This window comes from Streptomyces sp. P17 (genome assembly GCF_032436805.1).
Lineage (GTDB): Bacteria > Actinomycetota > Actinomycetes > Streptomycetales > Streptomycetaceae > Streptomyces.
Genome location: NZ_JAVRBF010000001.1, coordinates 159,466 through 177,100, shown reverse-complemented (window position 1 = coordinate 177,100; position 17,635 = coordinate 159,466). Strand labels below are relative to the sequence as shown.

Genomic DNA, 17,635 nt, shown 5'->3' with positions numbered 1-17,635 from the left:
GCGGGCCTTCGTCGTACTGCCGTGAAGGGTTCAGCCCTTGGCGGCCTTCTTCTCGTCGGCGTCCTGGATGACGGCCTCGGCGACCTGCTGCATGGACATCCGCCGGTCCATCGAGGTCTTCTGGATCCACCGGAAGGCAGCCGGCTCACTCAGGCCGTACTCGGTCTGCAGGATCGACTTGGCCCGGTCGACCAGCTTCCGCGTCTCCAGCCGCTGGGTGAGGTCGGCGACCTCCTTCTCCAGCTCCTTCAGCTCGGTGAAGCGCGAGACGGCCATCTCGATCGCCGGTACGACATCGCTCTTGCTGAACGGCTTGACCAGGTACGCCATCGCTCCGGCGTCCCGGGCCCGCTCCACCAGGTCACGCTGCGAGAACGCGGTGAGCATGAGGACCGGGGCGATGCTCTCCTCGGCGATCTTCTCGGCGGCGGAGATACCGTCCAGCTTGGGCATCTTCACATCGAGGATGACGAGGTCGGGCCGGTGCTCCCGGGCCAGTTCGATGGCCTGCTCACCATCGCCCGCCTCACCGACGACGGAGTACCCCTCTTCTTCGAGCATCTCTTTGAGGTCGAGCCGGATGAGCGCTTCGTCCTCGGCGATGACGACACGGGTCGTCAGCGGAGGCACGTGCGACTTGTCGTCGTCGGGCGCGTCTACGGGCTGGGGCGACTCGGGGGCGGTCACGGGGGCTCCTCGTTGCGGGCCGGGCAGGTAGTGCTGCCTATGCAGCCTACCCAGCAGCCGCAGCCGACGGTGACCCGGTATGCTTCCGACCAGCCACTCCCGCCGGGTTGATGGAAGGGCAGACATGATCGCCTCAAAAGCGATTGCCTGAAAGGGCGTGCGGGTTCGAATCCCGCACCCGGCACCCTGTGATCAGGAAGCGGATGTCCACGTTCTCGTGAACATCCGCTTTTTGCTGCGCACGGTCGCGATCACTCACTCAGAGTATCCATATGAACTTTCACGGTACTGGCGTGCGACAAAGGGCGGTCACGACGCAGACGTAGAGCGCCGCTTCAATGTCCCGCTCGGCACCGTCGGCTACTGGAAGCACATGGACCGAGCCAAACGTGGCGAGTGTCCCGGGAAGCAGGAGGTGCCCTCGCTGCGACGGGCGGGAACTACACGAAGAGGCGTACAGCTACCTCATGATCACCTGCGCCGAGTCATGGACAGGCCTCATGGACGAGTAGCCCTCATGGACACCCACGTAGGCTCCAAGTACTAAACAGAGGCGGCTACTTCGGGCTGTCGTCCTCGCCGATGTGGTGGACGCGGACCAGGTTCGTGGAGCCCGACACCCCGGGAGGCGAGCCCGCGGTGATGACGACCGTGTCGCCCTTCTGGCAGCGGCCGTACTTCAGGAGCAGTTCGTCGACCTGGTCGACCATGGCGTCGGTCGAGTCGACGTGCGGGCCGAGGAAGGTTTCCACGCCCCAGGTGAGGCTGAGTTGGGAGCGGGTCGCCGGCTCCGGGGTGAAGGCCAGGAGTGGGATGGGCGACCTGTAACGAGACAAGCGGCGGACCGTGTCGCCGGACTGAGTGAAGGCGACGAGGAATTTGGCGCCCAGGAAGTCGCCCATCTCGGCTGCCGCACGTGCGACCGCTCCGCCCTGGGTGCGGGGCTTGTTGCGGTCCGTCAGTGGGGGGAGGCCCTTGGCGAGGAGGTCCTCCTCCGCCGCTTCGACGATCTTCGCCATCGTGCGGACCGTTCCGATCGGGTACTTGCCGACGCTGGTCTCGCCCGACAGCATCACCGCGTCCGTGCCGTCGATGACCGCGTTCGCCACGTCGCTCGCCTCCGCCCTCGTCGGGCGGGAGTTCTCGATCATCGAGTCGAGCATCTGGGTCGCCACGATCACCGGCTTGGCGTTGCGCTTCGCCAGTTTGATGGCGCGCTTCTGGACGATCGGGACCTGTTCCAGGGGCATTTCGACGCCCAGGTCGCCGCGGGCGACCATGATGCCGTCGAAGGCGGCGACGATGTCGTCGATCGCCTCGACGGCCTGCGGCTTCTCCACCTTGGCGATGACGGGAAGGCGACGGCCCTCCTCGTCCATGATGCGGTGGACGTCCTCGATGTCGCGGCCGGAACGGACGAAGGACAACGCGATGACGTCGAAGCCCGTGCGCAGCGCCCAGCGGAGGTCTGCCTCGTCCTTCTCGGAGAGCGCGGGGACCGACACCGCGACGCCGGGCAGGTTCAGGCCCTTGTTGTCGGAGACCATGCCGCCCTCGACCACCGTGGTGCGGACGCGGGGGCCGTCGACGGCGGTGACCTCCAGGCAGACCTTGCCGTCGTCGACGAGGATGCGCTCGCCCGGGGTGACGTCACCGGCGAGGCCGGAGTACGTGGTGCCGCACTGGTCTCGGTTCCCCTCGGCGCCCTCCTCCACCGTGATGGTGAAGGAGTCGCCGCGTTCAAGGAGTACGGGTCCTTCGGCGAAGCGGCCGAGGCGGATCTTCGGGCCTTGAAGGTCGGCGAGCAGGCCGACGCTGCGGCCGGTCTCGTCGGAGGCCTTTCGCACGCGCTGGTAGCGCTCCTCGTGCTCGGCGTATCCGCCGTGGCTGAGGTTGAACCGGGCGACGTCCATTCCGGCCTCGACCAGTTCCTTGATCTGGTCGTACGCGTCGGTGGCGGGCCCCAGAGTACAAACGATCTTTGCTCGGCGCATGTTTCGAGCCTAGGCCTTACCGGCGGGTAGTGAATTGGCCGCGCATGACTACCCAACAACCTTTGCGTGAAGGATTATTGACAAGTGTTGAATTGTGCGGCGGGCCGCTCCGATGAGCGTAATTCGGAGAATTGGCCTACAACTTCGGCGGCCTCATGGTGAATCGCGCATTCACCTGCGCGGAGACATGCTGGCGCTGGGGTTCGAGGTCGAGGGCGGTCACGGTGTCCTCGGCTGCCTCCGCGAAGGCCATGGCGCGCATACGGCCGGCCGCCATCGGGCGCGGGCCGCCGTCCTCGGCGCCGATGTCGGCGATCTCGACCAGGGCCGCCAGCGAGGTGCCCAGCGCCTCGGCGTACTCGCGGGCCCGCTGGACCGCCTCGCGGACGGCCTGCTCGCGGGCGCGGCGGTGGGCGGGCGAGTCGGGGCGCAGGTCCCACCAGGGGCCGTCGACGCGGGTGAGCTCCAAGTCGGCCAGGCGCGTGGTGAGTTCACCGAGAGCGGTGAAGTCGGTGAGTTCGGCGGTGAGATGGACGGTGCCCTGATAGGTGCGCACGCGCTCGCCGCGCCCGTGCTTGGTGAGCTCGGGCCGCACGGAGAAGGCGCCGGTCTCCAGCCGCTCCACCGCCTCGCCGTACGACTTGACCAGGTCGAGGGCGGTGGCGTTGCGCCGGGTGAGGTCCTCCAGCGCTGAGCGGCGGTCCTTGCCGCGGGAGGCGACCGTGATGCCGATCCGGCCGATCTCGGGGTCGACTTCGAGGTGGGCCTCACCGCGGACGGCGATGCGCGGGGCGTCGGGGGTGCCGTAGGGCAGAGCGGGCGTGGTCATACGCCCCACTGTGTCACCGCTTGGTCAGATACGGACAGCCACCTCACAGCCCAGGTCATCAGATCGCAACCTCGCGGATCTGTTGCCGGTCGCCATGTCCGGGACAGAATCTACGCGCGTCGGTCCGCCTTCACCCCGGGATCTACGCGCGTCATTCATCTTCCCGAGGAGATACCGAGACATGCCCCTGAACCGTCGGAAGTTCCTGAAGAAGTCGGCCGTGACCGGAGCGGGAGTCGCCATCGCCGGCGCGGCCGCGGCTCCGGCGGCCGGGGCCGCGGAGGCGAGGAAGCCCGCCAAGCGGTACTCCCTGACGGTGATGGGCACGACCGATCTGCACGGCAACATCTTCAACTGGGACTACTTCAAGGACGCGGAGTACACCGACGCCAAGGGCAATGCGAAGGGCCTCGCCCGGATCGCCACCCTGGTCGAGCAGGTCCGCGAGGAGAAGGGCCGCCGCAACACGCTGCTGCTGGACGCCGGCGACACGATTCAGGGCACCCCGCTGACGTACTACTACGCCAAGGTCGAGCCGATCACCGCCGAGGGCGGTCCGGTGCACCCGATGGCACAGGCGATGAACGCCATCGGCTACGACGCGGTGGCGCTCGGGAACCACGAGTTCAACTACGGCATCCGTACGCTGCGGAAGTTCGAGGAGCAGTGCGACTTCCCGCTGCTCGGGGCGAACGCCTTGGACGCGAAGACCCTCAAGCCCGCTTTCCCGCCGTACTTCATGAAGAAGTTCCAGGTGAAGGGCGCCCCGCCGGTCAAGGTCGCGGTTCTCGGGCTGACCAATCCCGGCATCGCGATCTGGGACAAGGCCTATGTCCAGGGCAAGATGACCTTCCCCGGTCTTGAGGAGCAGGCGGCGAAGTGGGTGCCGAAGCTGCGGTCGATGGGCGCGGACGTCGTGGTCGTCTCGGCGCACTCCGGCTCCTCGGGCACCTCGTCCTACGGTGACCAGCTGCCGTACGTCGAGAACTCGGCCGCGCTGGTCGCCCAGAAGGTGCCGGGCATCGACGCGATCCTGGTGGGCCACGCGCACACGGAGATCGTCGAGCTGAAGGTGACGAACGAGCAGACCGGCAAGACGGTGATCCTGTCGGAGCCGCTCTGCTACGCGCAGCGGCTGTCGCTGTTCGACATCGAGCTGGTCTTCTCCAAGGGCCGCTGGACGGTCGAGTCGGTCGCGGCGACCGTGCGCGACTCCAGGACGGTCGCCGACGACCCGGAGATCACCAAGCTGCTCGACGACGAGCACGAGAAGGTCGTCGCGTACGTCAACCAGGTCGTCGGCACCGCCACCGAGACGCTGACCACCGTGGACGCCCGCTACAAGGACGCCCCGATCATCGACCTGATCACCAAGGTCCAGGAGGACGTGGTCAAGGCGGCCCTGGCGGGCACCGAGTACGCGGCGCTGCCGGTGATCGCGCAGGCCTCGCCGTTCTCCCGCACCTCGGCGATCCCGGCGGGCAACGTGACGATCCGGGACCTGTCGAGCCTGTATGTGTACGACAACACGCTGGTCGCCAAGTTGATGACGGGCGCCCAGCTCAAGGCGTACCTGGAGTATTCGGCGGAGTACTTCGTGCAGACGGCGGCCGGTGCGGCGGTGGACGTGGAGAAGCTGACCAACGCGAACGGCCGCCCGGACTACAACTACGACTACGTGTCGGGGCTGTCGTACGACATCGACATCGCCCAGGCGGCGGGTTCGCGGATCAAGAACCTTGCCTACAACGGGGCCGCGCTGGAGGATGCGCAGCGGTTCGTGTTCGCGGTGAACAACTACCGTGCCAACGGCGGCGGGGCGTTCCCGCATGTCGCCTCGGCGCAGGAGCTGTGGGCCGAGTCGACGGAGATCCGCACCCGGATCGCCGAGTGGGTCACCGCGAAGGGTGTGCTGGACCCGAAGGACTTCGCCTCGGTGGACTGGAAGCTCACGCGGGACGGAACGCCGGTGTTCTAGCGGTTGGTTGATTCAGCCTCAGATCCCGTCCAGGAGTGGTGTCAGCGCCTTCGGCCGACGCGCGGACGGGATCTGGGGCTGCTGTGTTTCCAGGCCGAAGGTGGTGAAGCCCGTACGGGTGGGCAGCGGGTAAGGTTCCTTACCCGTCACGGCGTTGAGGATCGTCGCGCTGCGCCAGGCGGCGAGGCCGAGGTCCGGGGTGCCGACGCCGTGGGTGTGGCGTTCGGCGTTCTGGACGTGGACGTTGCAGCCCGACCCGGTGACGGAGGGGTCGAGGACGAGGCGGAAGTGTTCGTCCACGCGCGGGCGTTCGCGGCTGTCGCGCCGCAGGTAGGGGTCGAGTCCGGCGAGGATGCGGTCCAGAGGGCGTTCGCGGTAGCCGGTGGCGAGGATGACGGCGTCGGTGGTGAGGCGATCGCGGGTGTTCTGCTCGATGTGTTCCAGGTGCAGTTCGACCTTGGTGGTCGCGACCCGGCCCGCGGTGCGGACGCGGACGCCCGGGGTGAGGACGGTGTCCGGCCAACCGCCGTTCAGCGTACGGCGGTAGAGCTCGTCGTGAATGGCGGCGAGGGTGTCGGTGTCGATGCCCTTGTGGAGCCGCCACTGCGAGCTGACGAGCCGGTCGCGGACGGGTTCGGCGAGGGCGTGGAAGTAGCGGGTGTAGTCGGGGGTGAAGTGCTCCAGGCCGAGCTTGGAGTACTCCATCGGCACGAAGGCCTCGGTACGGCCGATCCAGTGCAGCCGCTCGTGGCCCGCGGGCCGGGCGCGGAGCAGGTCGAGGAAGATCTCGGCGCCGGACTGTCCCGATCCGACGATCGTGACGTGCTCGGCGGACAGCAGTTCCGCGCGGTGGTCCAGGTAGTCGGCGGCGTGGAACACGGGCACGCCCGGGGCCTCCACGAGGGGCCTCAGCGGGTCGGGGACGTACGGCTCGGTGCCGATGCCGAGGACGATGTTCCGGGTGTACGCGCGGCCCAGCGCCTCCGCCTCCCCGTCGGCGTCGAGCTGGGTGAAGTCGACCTCGAACACGTCCCGTTCGGGGTTGAAGCGCACGGCGTCGACCTGGTGGCCGAAGTGCAGCGCGGGGAGGTTCTCCGAGACCCAGCGGCAGTAGGCGTCGTACTCGGCGCGCTGGATATGGAAGCGCTCGGCGAAGTAGAAGGGGAAGAGCCGGTCGCGGTGCCTGAGGTAGTTGAGGAACGACCAGGGGCTGGCGGGGTCGACGAGGGTGACCAGGTCGGCGAGGAACGGGACCTGGATGGTGGCGCCCTCGATCAGCAGGCCCGGGTGCCAGTCGAAGGCGGGGCGCTGTTCATAGAAGACGGTGTCGAGTTCGGCGAGCGGGTGGGCGAGGGCGGCGAGGGAGAGGTTGAACGGGCCGACGCCGATGCCGACCAGGTCGCGGGGTGTGTCGGGGGTGGGGCTCATCGGGGGGTGGTTCCTTCCACGAGGTTCAGGAGGGCGGCCAGGTCGTCTGGGCGGGTGTGGGGGTTGAGGAGGGTGACCTTCAGCCACAGCCGGCCGTCGAGCCGGGCCCGGCCGATGACCGCGCGGCCGTCGGTGAGGAGCTTTCGGCGTACGGCGGCGACGGTGTCGTCGGTGGCGGTGCGGGGGCGGAAGACGACCGTGCTGATGGTGGGGCGGTCGTAGAGCTCGAAGCGGGGGTGCTTGTCGACGAGAGCCGCGAACTCGGCGGCCCGCTCGCAGACTTGGTCGACGAGCCGGCCCATGCCCTGGCGGCCGAGCGTCTTGAGGGTGACCGCGATCTTCAGGATGTCCGGGCGGCGGGTGGTGCGCAGGGACCGGGCGAGGAGGTCGGGGAGGCCGGCGCCGGTGTCGTCGTCGGCGTTGAGGTAGTCGGCGTGCTGGTGGAGGGCGGCGAGGTGGTGCCGGTTCCGGACGGTGAGGAGCCCGGCGGCGACCGGCTGCCAGCCGAGTTTGTGCAGGTCGAGGGTGACGGTGTCGGCGGCGTCCAGGCCTCGTAGCCGGTGCCGGTGCCGGTCGCTGAAGAGGAGTCCGCCGCCGTAGGCCGCGTCGATGTGGAGGCGGGCGCCGTGTCCGGCGCAGAGGGCGGCGATCTCGGGGAGGGGGTCGATGAGGCCCGCGTCCGTGGTGCCCGCGGTGGCCGCGACCAGGTGGGGGCCGGGGAGGTGGGTGAGGGCCTCGTCCAGGGCTGCGGGGTCGAGGGTGCCGGAGGGGGCGGGGACGACGACGGGGTCGGGCAGGCCGAGGAGCCAGGCGGCTCGGGGGAGGGAGTGGTGGGCGTTGGCGCCGTGGATGAGGCGGGTGCCGTGGTGGGCTTCGCGGGCGAGGAGCAGGGCCAGTTGGTTGGATTCGGTGCCGCCGGTGGTGACCAGGGCGTCCGCTGCGATGCCGCCCCCGCCCGCAGTCAGTTCGGCAAGTCCGTGAGCCACCAGGGCTTCCAGCTCCGATGCCGCCGGGGCCTGGTCCCAGGAGTCCAGGGAAGGGTTCAGGGCGCTTGCGGCCAGGTCGGCCGCTGCGGCCACCGCCAATGGAGGGCAGTGCAGGTGGGCCGCGCACAGGGGATGCGCCGGGTCGGCCGAGCCTTCCGCCAGCGCCCGTACCAGGGTGTACAGGGCCTCCGGGTCGCCCTCCTCCGGCAGTACGTCACCCAGCGCGTCCCGTACGCGTGCCGCCACCGCCTCCGGTCCCCCCGTCGGCAGTGGGCCCCCGCGGGCCGTGGTGCCGTCTCTCAACGCGTCCAGGACGGTGTTGAGCAACAGACCCAGGGCGGGCGGGCCTTCGGGTCCCGAGGCGAGGGGCGGCATGCTCATGGGGTCCAGCTTGTACGCCCATGAAGCGACGTGTCCGAAAAGCCCGGGGTTCGGAACCCGAAAGGGGGTACTTCCGTGCGGGGAAAACGTGTCGGACGCTAAAGCTCCCGCACCCGCAACGCCCTCCCCAGGTCGTCCAGTTGATCCACCAGCTTGCGCCGCAGCGCCGGGATCGGGTCCGCCTCGCGCAGACAGGCCTCGCCCAGGCTCAGGGTCTCGCCGTCCACCGCGTACACCGGGAACGCCCAGCGTCCGACCGCGTCCGCGATCGCCGGGCCCCGGCGGGCGGCCACGGCGACGGCGTCGGCGTAGAAGCGCGGCACGTACTGCCGTACGAGGTCGGCCTGTTCGGGCTGCCAGAAGCCCTGGGCCGTGGCGGTGAAGAGGTAGTTGGAGAGATCGTCCGTGGCGAACATCGCGTCCCACGCGCGTGCCTTGGCCTCCGCGTCCGGCAGGGCGGCGCGGCAGCGGGCCGCGCCCTCCTGGCCCGTGGCGCTCGGGTCGCGCTCCAGTTCGGCGGCGATGGCGGCCTCGTCGGTCGCGCCGAGGACCGCGAGCCGGGACAGGATCCGCCAGCGCAGCTCGGGGTCGAGCTCGGGGCCGCCGGGCACGGTGCCGTCGGCGAGCCAGGCCGCGATGGGCTCGGGGTGCGCGGCGACGTCGATGAAGTGGCGTACGGCGATCAGGCGCAGGCCGGGATGGTCGCCGTCCTCGGTGCGGCGGATGAGGTCGCGGCAGAGGGAGGAGAGGGTGGCCAGGGCGGTGGGCCGCTCCTCGGGGGCGAGGTAGCGGTCGGCGACCTGGGTGGAGGCGAAGCTCAGGACGCCCTGGACCAGGGCCAGGTCCGTCTCGTGCGGGAGGTGGGTGCGGGCGGTCTCCAGGTAGGCGGCGGCCGGGAGTTCGCCGTCACGGACGGCGTCCCTGAGGGCGTTCCACACCACCGCGCGGGTCAGCGGCTCGGGCAGCCCGGACAGGGCCGTACGGACGCCCTCGAAGGACTCGGGGTCGAAGCGGACCTTGGCGTAGGAGAGATCGCCGTCGTTGAGCAGGAGCAGCGTCGGGCGCTTGCCGATGGGCTGCGGCTCGGTCTGCGGGACATCGAGGTCCAGGCGCTCGCGCAGGACGAGATGGCGGCCCTCGTCGGCGACGTCGAGGTCGTAGAGGCCGACGGCGATGTGGTGCGGGCGGCTGCCGGTGCGCTCGACCTCCAGGGCGTAGGTGCCGTCGCCGCCGGGCGTCACGCGCGGGGTGAGAGTGTCGACGCCCGTGGTGCGCAGCCAGGCGTCGGCCCAGGCGTGGACGTCGCGGTCGGTGTGGGCGGCGAGGGAGTCGATGAAGTCCGCGAGGGTGGCGTTGGCGAACTTGTGCCGGTCGAAGTGGGTGTTGATGCCGGCGAGGAAGTCCTTCTCGCCGAGCCAGGCGACCAGCTGGCGCAGCGCGGAGGCGCCCTTGGCGTAGGAGATGCCGTCGAAGTTCAGCAGCGCGGAGGCGGTGTCGTCGACGGCCTCGGGGGCGACGGGGTGGGTGGACGGGCGCTGGTCGGCGTCGTAGCCCCAGCCCTTGCGGATGACTCCGAAGTCGGTCCAGGTGTCGGTGAAGCGGGTCGCCTCGGTGAGGGTCTGGTAGCCCATGTACTCGGCGAAGGACTCGTTCAGCCAGATGTCGTCCCACCAGCGCAGGGTGACGAGGTCGCCGAACCACATGTGGGCCATCTCGTGGGCGATGACCATGGCGCGGGTCTGCCGCTCGGCGTCGGTGACGGCGGAGCGGTAGACGAAGTCGTCGCGGAAGGTGACGAGGCCCGGGTTCTCCATGGCGCCGGCGTTGAACTCCGGGACGAACGCCTGGTCGTAGGAGTCGAAGGGGTAGGGCTCGGCGAACTTCTCGTGGTAGCGGTCGTAGCACTGCTTGGTGATCTCGAAGAGCTCGTCGGTGTCCGTGTCCAGGTGGGGGGCGAGCGAGCGGCGGCAGTGGAGGCCGAAGGGCAGTCCGCGGTGTTCGGTGGTGACCGAGTGCCAGGGGCCCGCGGCGACGGCGACGAGGTAGGTGGAGATCAGCGGGGTCGGCGCGGCCTTCCAGACGCCGTCGGTGTGCTCGGTGACGCCGTTGGCGAGGACGGTCCAGCCCTCGGGGGCCTTGACGGACAGCTCGAAGACGGACTTCAGGTCGGGCTGGTCGAAGGCGGCGAAGACGCGCTGCACATCGTCCATGAACAGCTGGGTGTAGACGTAGGTCTCGCCGTCGGCGGGGTCCGTGAAGCGGTGCATGCCCTCGCCGGTGCGCGAGTAGCGCATGGCGGCCTCGACGCGCAGTTCGTGCTCTCCGGCGGTGAGGTTCTTCAGGGGCAGCCGGTCGCCGTCCAGGGTCTCCGGGTCCAGAGGCTGTCCGTCGAGGCTGACCGAGCGCAGTTCCGCGGGCTTGACCTCGACGAAGGTGTCCGCGTCCGCGCGCGTGGCGAACCGGATGACGGTCAGGGAGTCGAAGGTCTCGTCCCCCGTGGTCAGATCGAGTTCGATCGTGTAGCGGTGGACGTCGAGGAGCTGGGCACGGGTCTGCGCTTCGTCGCGCGTCAGTACGGACATGCAGGACATGCTGCCTGATGGCACTGACACGGCACAGGGGCGGATCGGTACGCGCCCTATGTCCGGTCCCGCGCCGGTCGGGCGCCGGAGGTGTCGCGCTGCGGCGGGACCCGGGCGTCGAGGTGGGGCAGGACGGGCTCGCCGATCTCCGACTGGCCCTTGACCAGGGCGCGCAGTTCGCGGACCTCCTGCTCCAGGGCGCGGTGGCGGCGGTGGGCGTCGTAGAGGTAGCGGACCTTGGTGCGTAATGCCCAGGGGTCGATGGGTTTCATCAAGAGGTCGGCGACGCCCAACCCGAAGGCGGTCGACGTCAGTTCCTGATCGGGTCCGAAGCCGGTGAGTAAAATGACCGGAATGTGCTGGGTCTGTTCCAGGCGGCGCATGTAGCGCACGACGTCCAGACCACTGACGCCGGGCATCCGCACATCGAGCAGGAGGAGCCCGACCTGCCCGCGGAGCACGTGCTTGAGCGCCTCGTCGCCGGTGGTGGCGCGGCTGAGCCGGTAGCCCAGGGGGGCGAGGGCGCTCTCCAGCGCGTACAGGGTGTCCTCATGGTCGTCGACGATGAGGATCTTGGCATCCGACGGCATGGCCCGACGTCCCTCCCGCATGGGACAACCAGCTTCTGTCCGTGACGCTGACGGGGTGTGCCCGTCGGCTGACAAGGAGTGCACAGCGCAGCATGCCCCGCGCGGGCGGCCCCTGTCACGCCCCCGGATGGCCGGGAGGTGCTCAGTTCGCCGTCGGCGCAGCGCCGTTGACCGTGTTCTCTGAGGTCTCCGCGATGCTCTCGTGGTGTCTGATCACCTCGGCGATGATGAAGTTCAGGAACTTCTCGGCGAAGGCCGGGTCGAGCTTGGCGTTCTCGGCGAGCGTGCGCAGCCGGGCGATCTGCCGGGCCTCGCGGGCCGGGTCGGCGGGCGGCAGCTGGTGGGCGGCCTTGAGGTGGCCGACCTGCTGGGTGCACTTGAAGCGCTCGGCGAGCATATGGACGACGGCCGCGTCGATGTTGTCGATGCTGTCGCGCAGCCGGGCGAGCTCCTCGCGGACGGCGGGGTCGACGTCACCGGTTCCGGTGTTGCTGGTGGTCATGGGCGACAACCCTAAGGGCCCCGGGGCCGTTCGATCATCGGCGGATCGTCCGGGTCCGGGACGCGGTCGCTCCAGCCGCCGGGGACGGTGCGGCCCTGCTGGGCGCGGAAGCGGACGGGGGGCATGCCGACGCGGCGGGTGAACAGGCGGGAGAAGTAGGCCGGATCGTCGTATCCGACGCGCCGGGCGACGGCCGCGACGGACAGGTCGGTGCCGGCGAGGAGTTCCTTGGCGCGGCCGAGGCGGATGCCGAGCAGGTAGTCCTTGGGGCTGCATCCGGCGCCGCGGCGGACGGCGGTGCGCAGTTCGGCGAGGGTCATGCCGTGCCGGGCGGCGTGCTCGGCGACCGTCATCGGGGTGCAGGCGTCGCGGGCGAGGGCCTTGAGTACCTGGTCGCCGTCGGGGGCGAGGTCGGCGCGGGCGCGGCGCAGGGCGACGAGGAGTTCATGGACGGCGGCCGCGGTCTCGACCTCCAGCAGCGGGTTGTCACGGCGGGCGGCACGCGCGACCCGGGCGATCACCCCGCGCGGGCCCGCCGCGTCCGACAGGGGCACCACAGGGCGGTCCGGTTCGATGCAGCCGAGTTCGGTGTACGTCGTGGTCGCGGGCCCGGTGAAGTCGACGAACCCCTCGTCCCAGCCGGTGGCGGGGTCGGGGGCGTAGTGGTGCGGGACACCGGGGGTGAGCCACAGCAGTGCGGGCGCGGTGACGGTCGTACGGCGGCCGTCGGGGCCCCGGTACCAGCCGCCGCCGGCGCTGATGACGACGGCGACATGGTGGTCGAGGGTGCGGGGGCCGACGGTGGGCAGGGCGCCGTACTGGAGGCCGACGCCGAGGCAGACCAGGCCCAGACGGTGATGGACGGGGCCGGGCGTGAAGAAGCGCGTCCAGGTGTGGTACATCGGCGCTCTCCCGCGTTCACTTGCGTCCAACCAGCGTCGATCTTTGTCCATGGATCCGATCGCCGCCAGGGGGTGAGGGTGGCGGCATGAGCGACTTCACCGTGGGGGACACCGATTTTCTGCTGGACGGCCGGCCGGTACGGCTGCTGTCCGGCGCGCTGCACTACTTCCGGGTGCACGAGGCCCAGTGGGGGCACCGGCTGGCGATGCTGCGGGCGATGGGCCTCAACTGCGTCGAGACGTATGCGCCGTGGAACCTCCATGAGCCTCGGCCGGGCGAGTTCCGGGACGTGGCCGCGCTCGGCCGCTTCCTGGACGCGGCGCGTCAGGCGGGGCTGTGGGCGATCGTGCGGCCGGGCCCGTACATCTGCGCCGAGTGGGAGAACGGCGGGCTGCCGCACTGGGTGCCGGGCCACGCACGCACGCGTGACGAGCGTTTTCTCCGTCCCGTGCGCGACTGGTTCCGTCAGCTGCTGCCCGGCGTGGTGTCCCGGCAGGTGGACCGGGGCGGCCCGGTGATCATGGTCCAGGTCGAGAACGAGTACGGCAGCTACGGCTCCGACGCCCGGTACCTCCGGTGGCTGGCCGAGCTGCTGCGCGAGGAGGGCGTGACGGTCCCGCTGTTCACCTCGGACGGCCCGGAGGACCACATGCTGACCGGCGGCTCGGTGCCGGGCGTACCGGCCACCGTGAACTTCGGCTCCCACGCGCGGGAGGCGTTCCGGACGCTGCGCCGGCACCGCCCGGAGGGTCCGCTGATGTGCATGGAGTTCTGGTGCGGCTGGTTCGACCACTGGGGCGCCGAACACGTCGTACGGGATCCTGAGGACGCCGCCGCGGCCTTGCGGGAGATCCTGGAGTGCGGGGCCTCGGTCAACCTGTACATGGCGCACGGCGGCACCAGCTTCGCCGGCTGGTCGGGCGCCAACCGGGGCGGCGGCGAGCTGCACGACGGGCCGCTGGAGCCCGATGTGACGTCCTACGACTACGACGCCCCGATCGACGAGGCCGGGCGGCCCACGGCGAAGTTCTGGGCCTTCCGCGAGGCGTTCGCCGAGTACGCCCAAGGCCCGCTCCCCGAGCCCCCTCCCCCGCCCGCCCCGCTGTCCGCCCCCGCCGAGGCCCGCCTGACCGCCTGGGCACCCCTGGACGCCGTACTGGAGGCGCGTGGCGGTGCGGAGGTGTCCGGGCCTGTTCCGCCGACGTTCGAGGAGCTGGACGTCGACCGGGGTGTGGTGCGCTACGAGGTGACCGTGCCGGGGCCGCGGCAGCCGTATCCGCTGATCGTGCGCGGGCTGCGGGACATCGCGGTGGTGTACGTCGACGGCGAGCGGGCCGGGGTGCTCACCGAGGAGGACGAGCGGCTCAAGGAGCCCGTCGCCGGGCACGCGCGTGTGGAGCTGTGGGTGGAGTCCCTGGGCCGGGTCAACTACGGCCCGCGCTGCGGGGAGGCCAAGGGGATCACCGGGGGGATCCTGCACGAGCGGCAGTATCTGCACGACGTACGCGCGCGTGGGCTGCGGCTCGACGACCTGGACGACGTCTCGGACGTGCCGTTCCGGGAGTTCGACGGGGCGGGGGCGCCGGGGCTGTACCGGGGTGCGGTGACCCTCCGGGGCGCCGGGGACGCGCTGCTGGAACTGCCGGGCTGGACACGGGGGTTCGTCTGGGTCAACGGCTTCAGCCTCGGCCGGTACTGGTCGGCCGGGCCGCAGCGGGCGCTGTTCGTGCCGGGGCCGGTGCTGCACGAGGGGGAGAACGAGGTGCGGGTGCTGGAGTTCGCGGGGGCGCCGGGACAGGCGCCCACGCTCACAGGCGTGTGAGCCGCACGCCCCTCCCTGACGGTGAGGGCGTGCGGCTCACGCCGCGCTCGTGGCCGCGTCCCTACAGGGCAGACGCGGCCCGGGCTATGTCGGCGGCGAACGTGTTCACCTGGGTGTAGACGCCGGGCACACCGGCGCGGGCGCAGCCGTCGCCCCAGCTGACGATGCCGACCTGGATCCACTTGCCGGCGTCGTCCCTGCGGAACATCGGGCCGCCGGAGTCGCCCTGGCAGGTGTCGACGCTGCCGCGCGTCCAGCCGGCGCAGATCTCCTCGTTGGCGACCAGACGGTTGCCGTACTGGCGCTTGCACACCCGGTCGGCGACGAACGGCACGGTGGCCTTCCGCAGCTTGGTGGTGCCGGTGCCCGCGCCCTCCCGGGTGTCACCCCAGCCGGCGATCGTGAACATGCCGCGGTTGTAGCGGTCCGTGGTGGCGATCTTCAGCGTGGGCTTGTCGATCGGCTTGGCGAGCTTGATCAGCGCCCAGTCCTTGCCGGTGCCGTCGTAGCCCGGGGCCACCTTGACCTTGGTCGACTTGACCTTGATCGCCGCGGAGGAGTTGAGGTCGTTGACCCCCGCGGTGACCGTGATGCTGGTGTTGTTGCCGGAGCCGTCCATGCAGTGGGCGGCGGTCAGGACGATGTCCTTCTTGTAGAGCGCCCCGCCGCAGCCCATCGAGAGCTGGACCATGAAGGGGAACTCGTTCTGTGCCGCGGGCGTTCCACCTACGACGCGGGTGTCCGCGGCCTGGGCGGAGCTCAGGGGCTGGAGGGAGGCGACCGCGAGGGCGACGGCACCGAACGCCGCGGCTCTCTTGACCAGCGTCAGGCCGCCATTTCTCTTGGGCGTGTTATGGGTCAACGCATGTCCTTTCGTGGGGGGTTGGGCGGCCCGCAGTATGAAGATCAAGGAGGGGGCATGACAAGGACGGATCTCACGTACCGGGGATGGAACCCGAGCGGGGAAATATCCCTCACATCCCCGTAGAGTGGAATCGGGTTCAGGCGTCTTGGGGGTTCGGACGTGGCGAACGGCGGACCGGTCGAGCACGGCTACCCACACCTGGAGACGGTGCGGGCGGCGGTCACCGCGCTGTACAAGCGGCTGTCCTACGACACGATCCAGACGTTCGCGAGCAGTGTCGTCCCCGCGGATGTGGCCTTCTGCGACACCGATGATCTGTATCTGGGGACGCAGCGGGTGGCGCGGGAGCTGGTGCGGCACTATCGGCTGCCGGACGCGCGGATCATCGTGAGCTTCCGCGAGATGACGCATGCGGCGAACGTCGAACTCGCCGCGGGACCCGAGTACTTCGTGGAGCTGAACGACCGGTTCCGGACGCATCGGCGCGACATCGGGGCGGCGCTGGCCCACGAGATCATGCATGTGTATCTGCACCGGCTCGATCTGTCGTTTCCCGGCACGCGGGACAACGAGATCCTCACGGACACGGCGACGACGTATCTGGGCGCCGGGTGGCTGCTGCTGGACGCGTACCGGGAGGACGGGGCGTCGTCGCAGAAGCTGGGGTATCTGACGCCGGAGGAGTTCGGCTATGTCCTCGCCAAGCGGGCGCTGGTCTTCGGGGAGGATCCGTCGGTGTGGTTCACCAGTCCGCAGGCGTACACGGCGTACGGCAAGGGGATGGTGGAGGCACGGCGTGATGAGCAGCAGCCGCCGCTGACGGCTGCGGGGTGGGCGGGGCGGCGGCGGTATGCGCGGGATCGGAGACATGGGGGTGGGGGGCCGGGGCCCGGGCCGGGGGCGCCGTACACGTTCAGTCCGGATGGTGGGGGGCTGCGGGTGTCGTTTCCTTGCCCTACGTGTCATCAGCGGATTCGAGTGCCGGTGAAGGGGCGGGTGCGGGCGCGGTGCGGGTTGTGCCGGACGGTGCTGGAGTGCGACACGTAGGCGCCCCGCTGGAAGGCCGGTGAGTCGTCTGCGGGTGCGTCGTGGCTGGTCGCGCCCACGTGGCGGAGCCGCAAATCGATGCAGCCCCGCGCCCCTTGAGGAGTTGTCCTACCCTCCGTACACCTGTCCCGGCACCTCCGCCTCCCCCAGCAGCTTCACCACCGTCTCCCCCGCCTCCCTCGCATCCCACCGAGCCCCCTTGTCCGCGCTGGGCCCTCTCCGCCAGCCCTCCATCACGGTGATGCGCCCTGCCTCCGCCTCGAAGACTCGCCCCGTCACCCCCGCGCTCGCCGCCGAGCCCAGCCAGACGACCAGTGGGGAGACGTTCTCCGGGGCCATCGCGTCGAAGCCGGTCTCGGTGGCCGTCATGGTGTCGGCGAAGGTGCGTTCCGTCATCCTGGTGCGGGCCGCCGGGGCGATGGCGTTGACCTGGATGCCGTAGCGGCCGAGTTCGGCGGCCGCCACCAGCGTGAGCGTCACGATTCCGGCCTTCGCCGCGCTGTAGTTGCCCTGTCCCACCGCGCCCAACAGGCCTGCCCCGCTGCTGGTGTTGACGATCCTGGCCGTCGGGGTGCGGCCCGCCTTCGCCTCCGTGCGCCAGTGGGCCGCGGCGTGCTTCAGCGGGAGGAAGTGGCCCTTCAGATGGACGCGCACCACGGCGTCCCACTCGTCCTCGGACAGGTTCACCAGCATCCGGTCCCGCAGGAACCCGGCGTTGTTGACCAGCGTGTCCAGGCGGCCGTACGTGTCCAAGGCCGTCCTGATCAGCGAGGCAGCCCCGTCCGTCGTCGCTATGTCGCCGCCGTGGGCCACCGCCTCACCCCCCGCGGAGCGGATCTCCTCGACGACCCGCCCCGCCGGGCTGTCGGGGTCCGGTGTGCCGTCGAGTCCGACACCGAGGTCATTGACGACCACCCTCGCCCCCTCCGCCGCGAAGGCGAGCGCATGGGCACGGCCGAGGCCCCGGCCCGCGCCGGTGACGACGACGACCCGTCCGTCGCAGATGCCGGTCACCTCACACCTCCTTGTGCGCGGTTACCC

General features: G+C 70.3%; 14 protein-coding genes and 1 tRNA gene. 4 read left to right on the top strand and 11 right to left on the bottom strand.

The features are described 5' to 3' along the window. Positions 1 to 30 precede the first annotated feature (30 nt). Positions 31 to 687, bottom strand: a complete 657-nt coding sequence (locus RMT89_RS00830; RefSeq protein ID WP_315881927.1) for a response regulator — start codon at positions 685 to 687, stop codon at positions 31 to 33. Between the two features lie 101 nt (positions 688 to 788). Here RMT89_RS00830 and RMT89_RS00825 point away from each other — a divergent pair. Further along, positions 789 to 871, top strand: a tRNA-Leu gene (locus tag RMT89_RS00825). A gap of 373 nt (positions 872 to 1,244) precedes the next feature. Here RMT89_RS00825 and pyk read toward each other — a convergent pair. After that, entirely contained in the window at positions 1,245 to 2,681 is a 1,437-nt protein-coding gene (pyk, locus tag RMT89_RS00815; protein WP_315881926.1) for a pyruvate kinase, read from the bottom strand. Positions 2,682 to 2,817: 136 nt separating this feature from the next. Further along, positions 2,818 to 3,510, bottom strand: a complete 693-nt coding sequence (locus RMT89_RS00810; protein ID WP_315881925.1) for an SIMPL domain-containing protein — start codon at positions 3,508 to 3,510, stop codon at positions 2,818 to 2,820. A 181-nt stretch (positions 3,511 to 3,691) separates the two neighbouring features. Here RMT89_RS00810 and RMT89_RS00805 point away from each other — a divergent pair, with 181 nt between their 5' ends. Then, complete coding sequence (locus tag RMT89_RS00805; protein WP_315881924.1) at positions 3,692 to 5,488, top strand: 5'-nucleotidase C-terminal domain-containing protein; 1,797 nt, start codon at positions 3,692 to 3,694, stop codon at positions 5,486 to 5,488. Positions 5,489 to 5,506: 18 nt separating this feature from the next. Here the strand turns inward: RMT89_RS00805 and RMT89_RS00800 are convergent, their stop codons facing one another. From RMT89_RS00800 to RMT89_RS00775, 6 genes are all read right to left on the bottom strand, one after another. Continuing rightward, positions 5,507 to 6,916: a SidA/IucD/PvdA family monooxygenase gene (locus RMT89_RS00800; protein WP_315881923.1), complete on the bottom strand. Its 1,410-nt coding sequence runs from the start codon at positions 6,914 to 6,916 to the stop codon at positions 5,507 to 5,509. Next, entirely contained in the window at positions 6,913 to 8,283 is a 1,371-nt protein-coding gene (locus RMT89_RS00795) for an aminotransferase class V-fold PLP-dependent enzyme (RefSeq protein WP_315881922.1), read from the bottom strand. Before RMT89_RS00795 ends, RMT89_RS00800 begins: the two co-directional genes overlap by 4 nt. Positions 8,284 to 8,381: 98 nt before the next feature. After that, on the bottom strand, positions 8,382 to 10,865 hold the full coding sequence (pepN, locus tag RMT89_RS00790; RefSeq protein ID WP_315881921.1) for an aminopeptidase N: 2,484 nt from the start codon (positions 10,863 to 10,865) through the stop codon (positions 8,382 to 8,384). 56 nt (positions 10,866 to 10,921) lie between these two features. Continuing rightward, positions 10,922 to 11,455, bottom strand: coding sequence for a response regulator (locus tag RMT89_RS00785; protein ID WP_315882005.1), 534 nt, complete (start codon positions 11,453 to 11,455; stop codon positions 10,922 to 10,924). A gap of 142 nt (positions 11,456 to 11,597) precedes the next feature. Continuing rightward, the gene (locus RMT89_RS00780) at positions 11,598 to 11,957 is read right to left on the bottom strand and encodes a chorismate mutase (RefSeq protein ID WP_315881920.1); all 360 of its coding nucleotides are present in this window, start codon (positions 11,955 to 11,957) and stop codon (positions 11,598 to 11,600) included. An 11-nt stretch (positions 11,958 to 11,968) separates the two neighbouring features. Beyond that, positions 11,969 to 12,859: an AraC family transcriptional regulator gene (locus RMT89_RS00775; protein ID WP_315881919.1), complete on the bottom strand. Its 891-nt coding sequence runs from the start codon at positions 12,857 to 12,859 to the stop codon at positions 11,969 to 11,971. Positions 12,860 to 12,945: 86 nt separating this feature from the next. On the opposite strand from RMT89_RS00775, the gene RMT89_RS00770 reads away from it, so the two are divergent. Further along, entirely contained in the window at positions 12,946 to 14,682 is a 1,737-nt protein-coding gene (locus RMT89_RS00770) for a beta-galactosidase (RefSeq protein WP_315881918.1), read from the top strand. A 61-nt stretch (positions 14,683 to 14,743) separates the two neighbouring features. Here RMT89_RS00770 and RMT89_RS00765 read toward each other — a convergent pair whose 3' ends face one another. Continuing rightward, a complete protein-coding gene (locus RMT89_RS00765; protein WP_315881917.1) occupies positions 14,744 to 15,544 on the bottom strand; it encodes a serine protease in 801 nt (266 codons plus the stop codon). Positions 15,545 to 15,706: 162 nt separating this feature from the next. Here RMT89_RS00765 and RMT89_RS00760 point away from each other — a divergent pair, with 162 nt between their 5' ends. Further along, positions 15,707 to 16,594, top strand: coding sequence for a hypothetical protein (locus RMT89_RS00760; protein ID WP_315881916.1), 888 nt, complete (start codon positions 15,707 to 15,709; stop codon positions 16,592 to 16,594). Positions 16,595 to 16,702: 108 nt separating this feature from the next. Here the strand turns inward: RMT89_RS00760 and RMT89_RS00755 are convergent, their stop codons facing one another. Next, positions 16,703 to 17,608 (bottom strand): SDR family oxidoreductase, encoded by a 906-nt coding sequence (locus RMT89_RS00755; RefSeq protein WP_315881915.1) that lies wholly within the window; start codon positions 17,606 to 17,608, stop codon positions 16,703 to 16,705. Between the last annotated feature and the right edge of the window lie 27 nt (positions 17,609 to 17,635).

Bases quoted from the DNA above. Each gene is read 5' to 3' on its own strand.
- pyk (WP_315881926.1), bottom strand. From the start codon at position 2,681: ATGCGCCGAGCAAAGATCGTTTGTACTCTGGGGCCCGCCACCGACGCG.
- RMT89_RS00810 (WP_315881925.1), bottom strand. From the start codon at position 3,510: ATGACCACGCCCGCTCTGCCCTACGGCACCCCCGACGCCCCGCGCATC.
- RMT89_RS00805 (WP_315881924.1), top strand. From the start codon at position 3,692: ATGCCCCTGAACCGTCGGAAGTTCCTGAAGAAGTCGGCCGTGACCGGA.
- RMT89_RS00800 (WP_315881923.1), bottom strand. From the start codon at position 6,916: ATGAGCCCCACCCCCGACACACCCCGCGACCTGGTCGGCATCGGCGTC.
- RMT89_RS00795 (WP_315881922.1), bottom strand. From the start codon at position 8,283: ATGAGCATGCCGCCCCTCGCCTCGGGACCCGAAGGCCCGCCCGCCCTG.
- pepN (WP_315881921.1), bottom strand. From the start codon at position 10,865: ATGTCCGTACTGACGCGCGACGAAGCGCAGACCCGTGCCCAGCTCCTC.
- RMT89_RS00785 (WP_315882005.1), bottom strand. From the start codon at position 11,455: ATGCCGTCGGATGCCAAGATCCTCATCGTCGACGACCATGAGGACACC.
- RMT89_RS00780 (WP_315881920.1), bottom strand. From the start codon at position 11,957: ATGACCACCAGCAACACCGGAACCGGTGACGTCGACCCCGCCGTCCGC.
- RMT89_RS00775 (WP_315881919.1), bottom strand. From the start codon at position 12,859: ATGTACCACACCTGGACGCGCTTCTTCACGCCCGGCCCCGTCCATCAC.
- RMT89_RS00770 (WP_315881918.1), top strand. From the start codon at position 12,946: ATGAGCGACTTCACCGTGGGGGACACCGATTTTCTGCTGGACGGCCGG.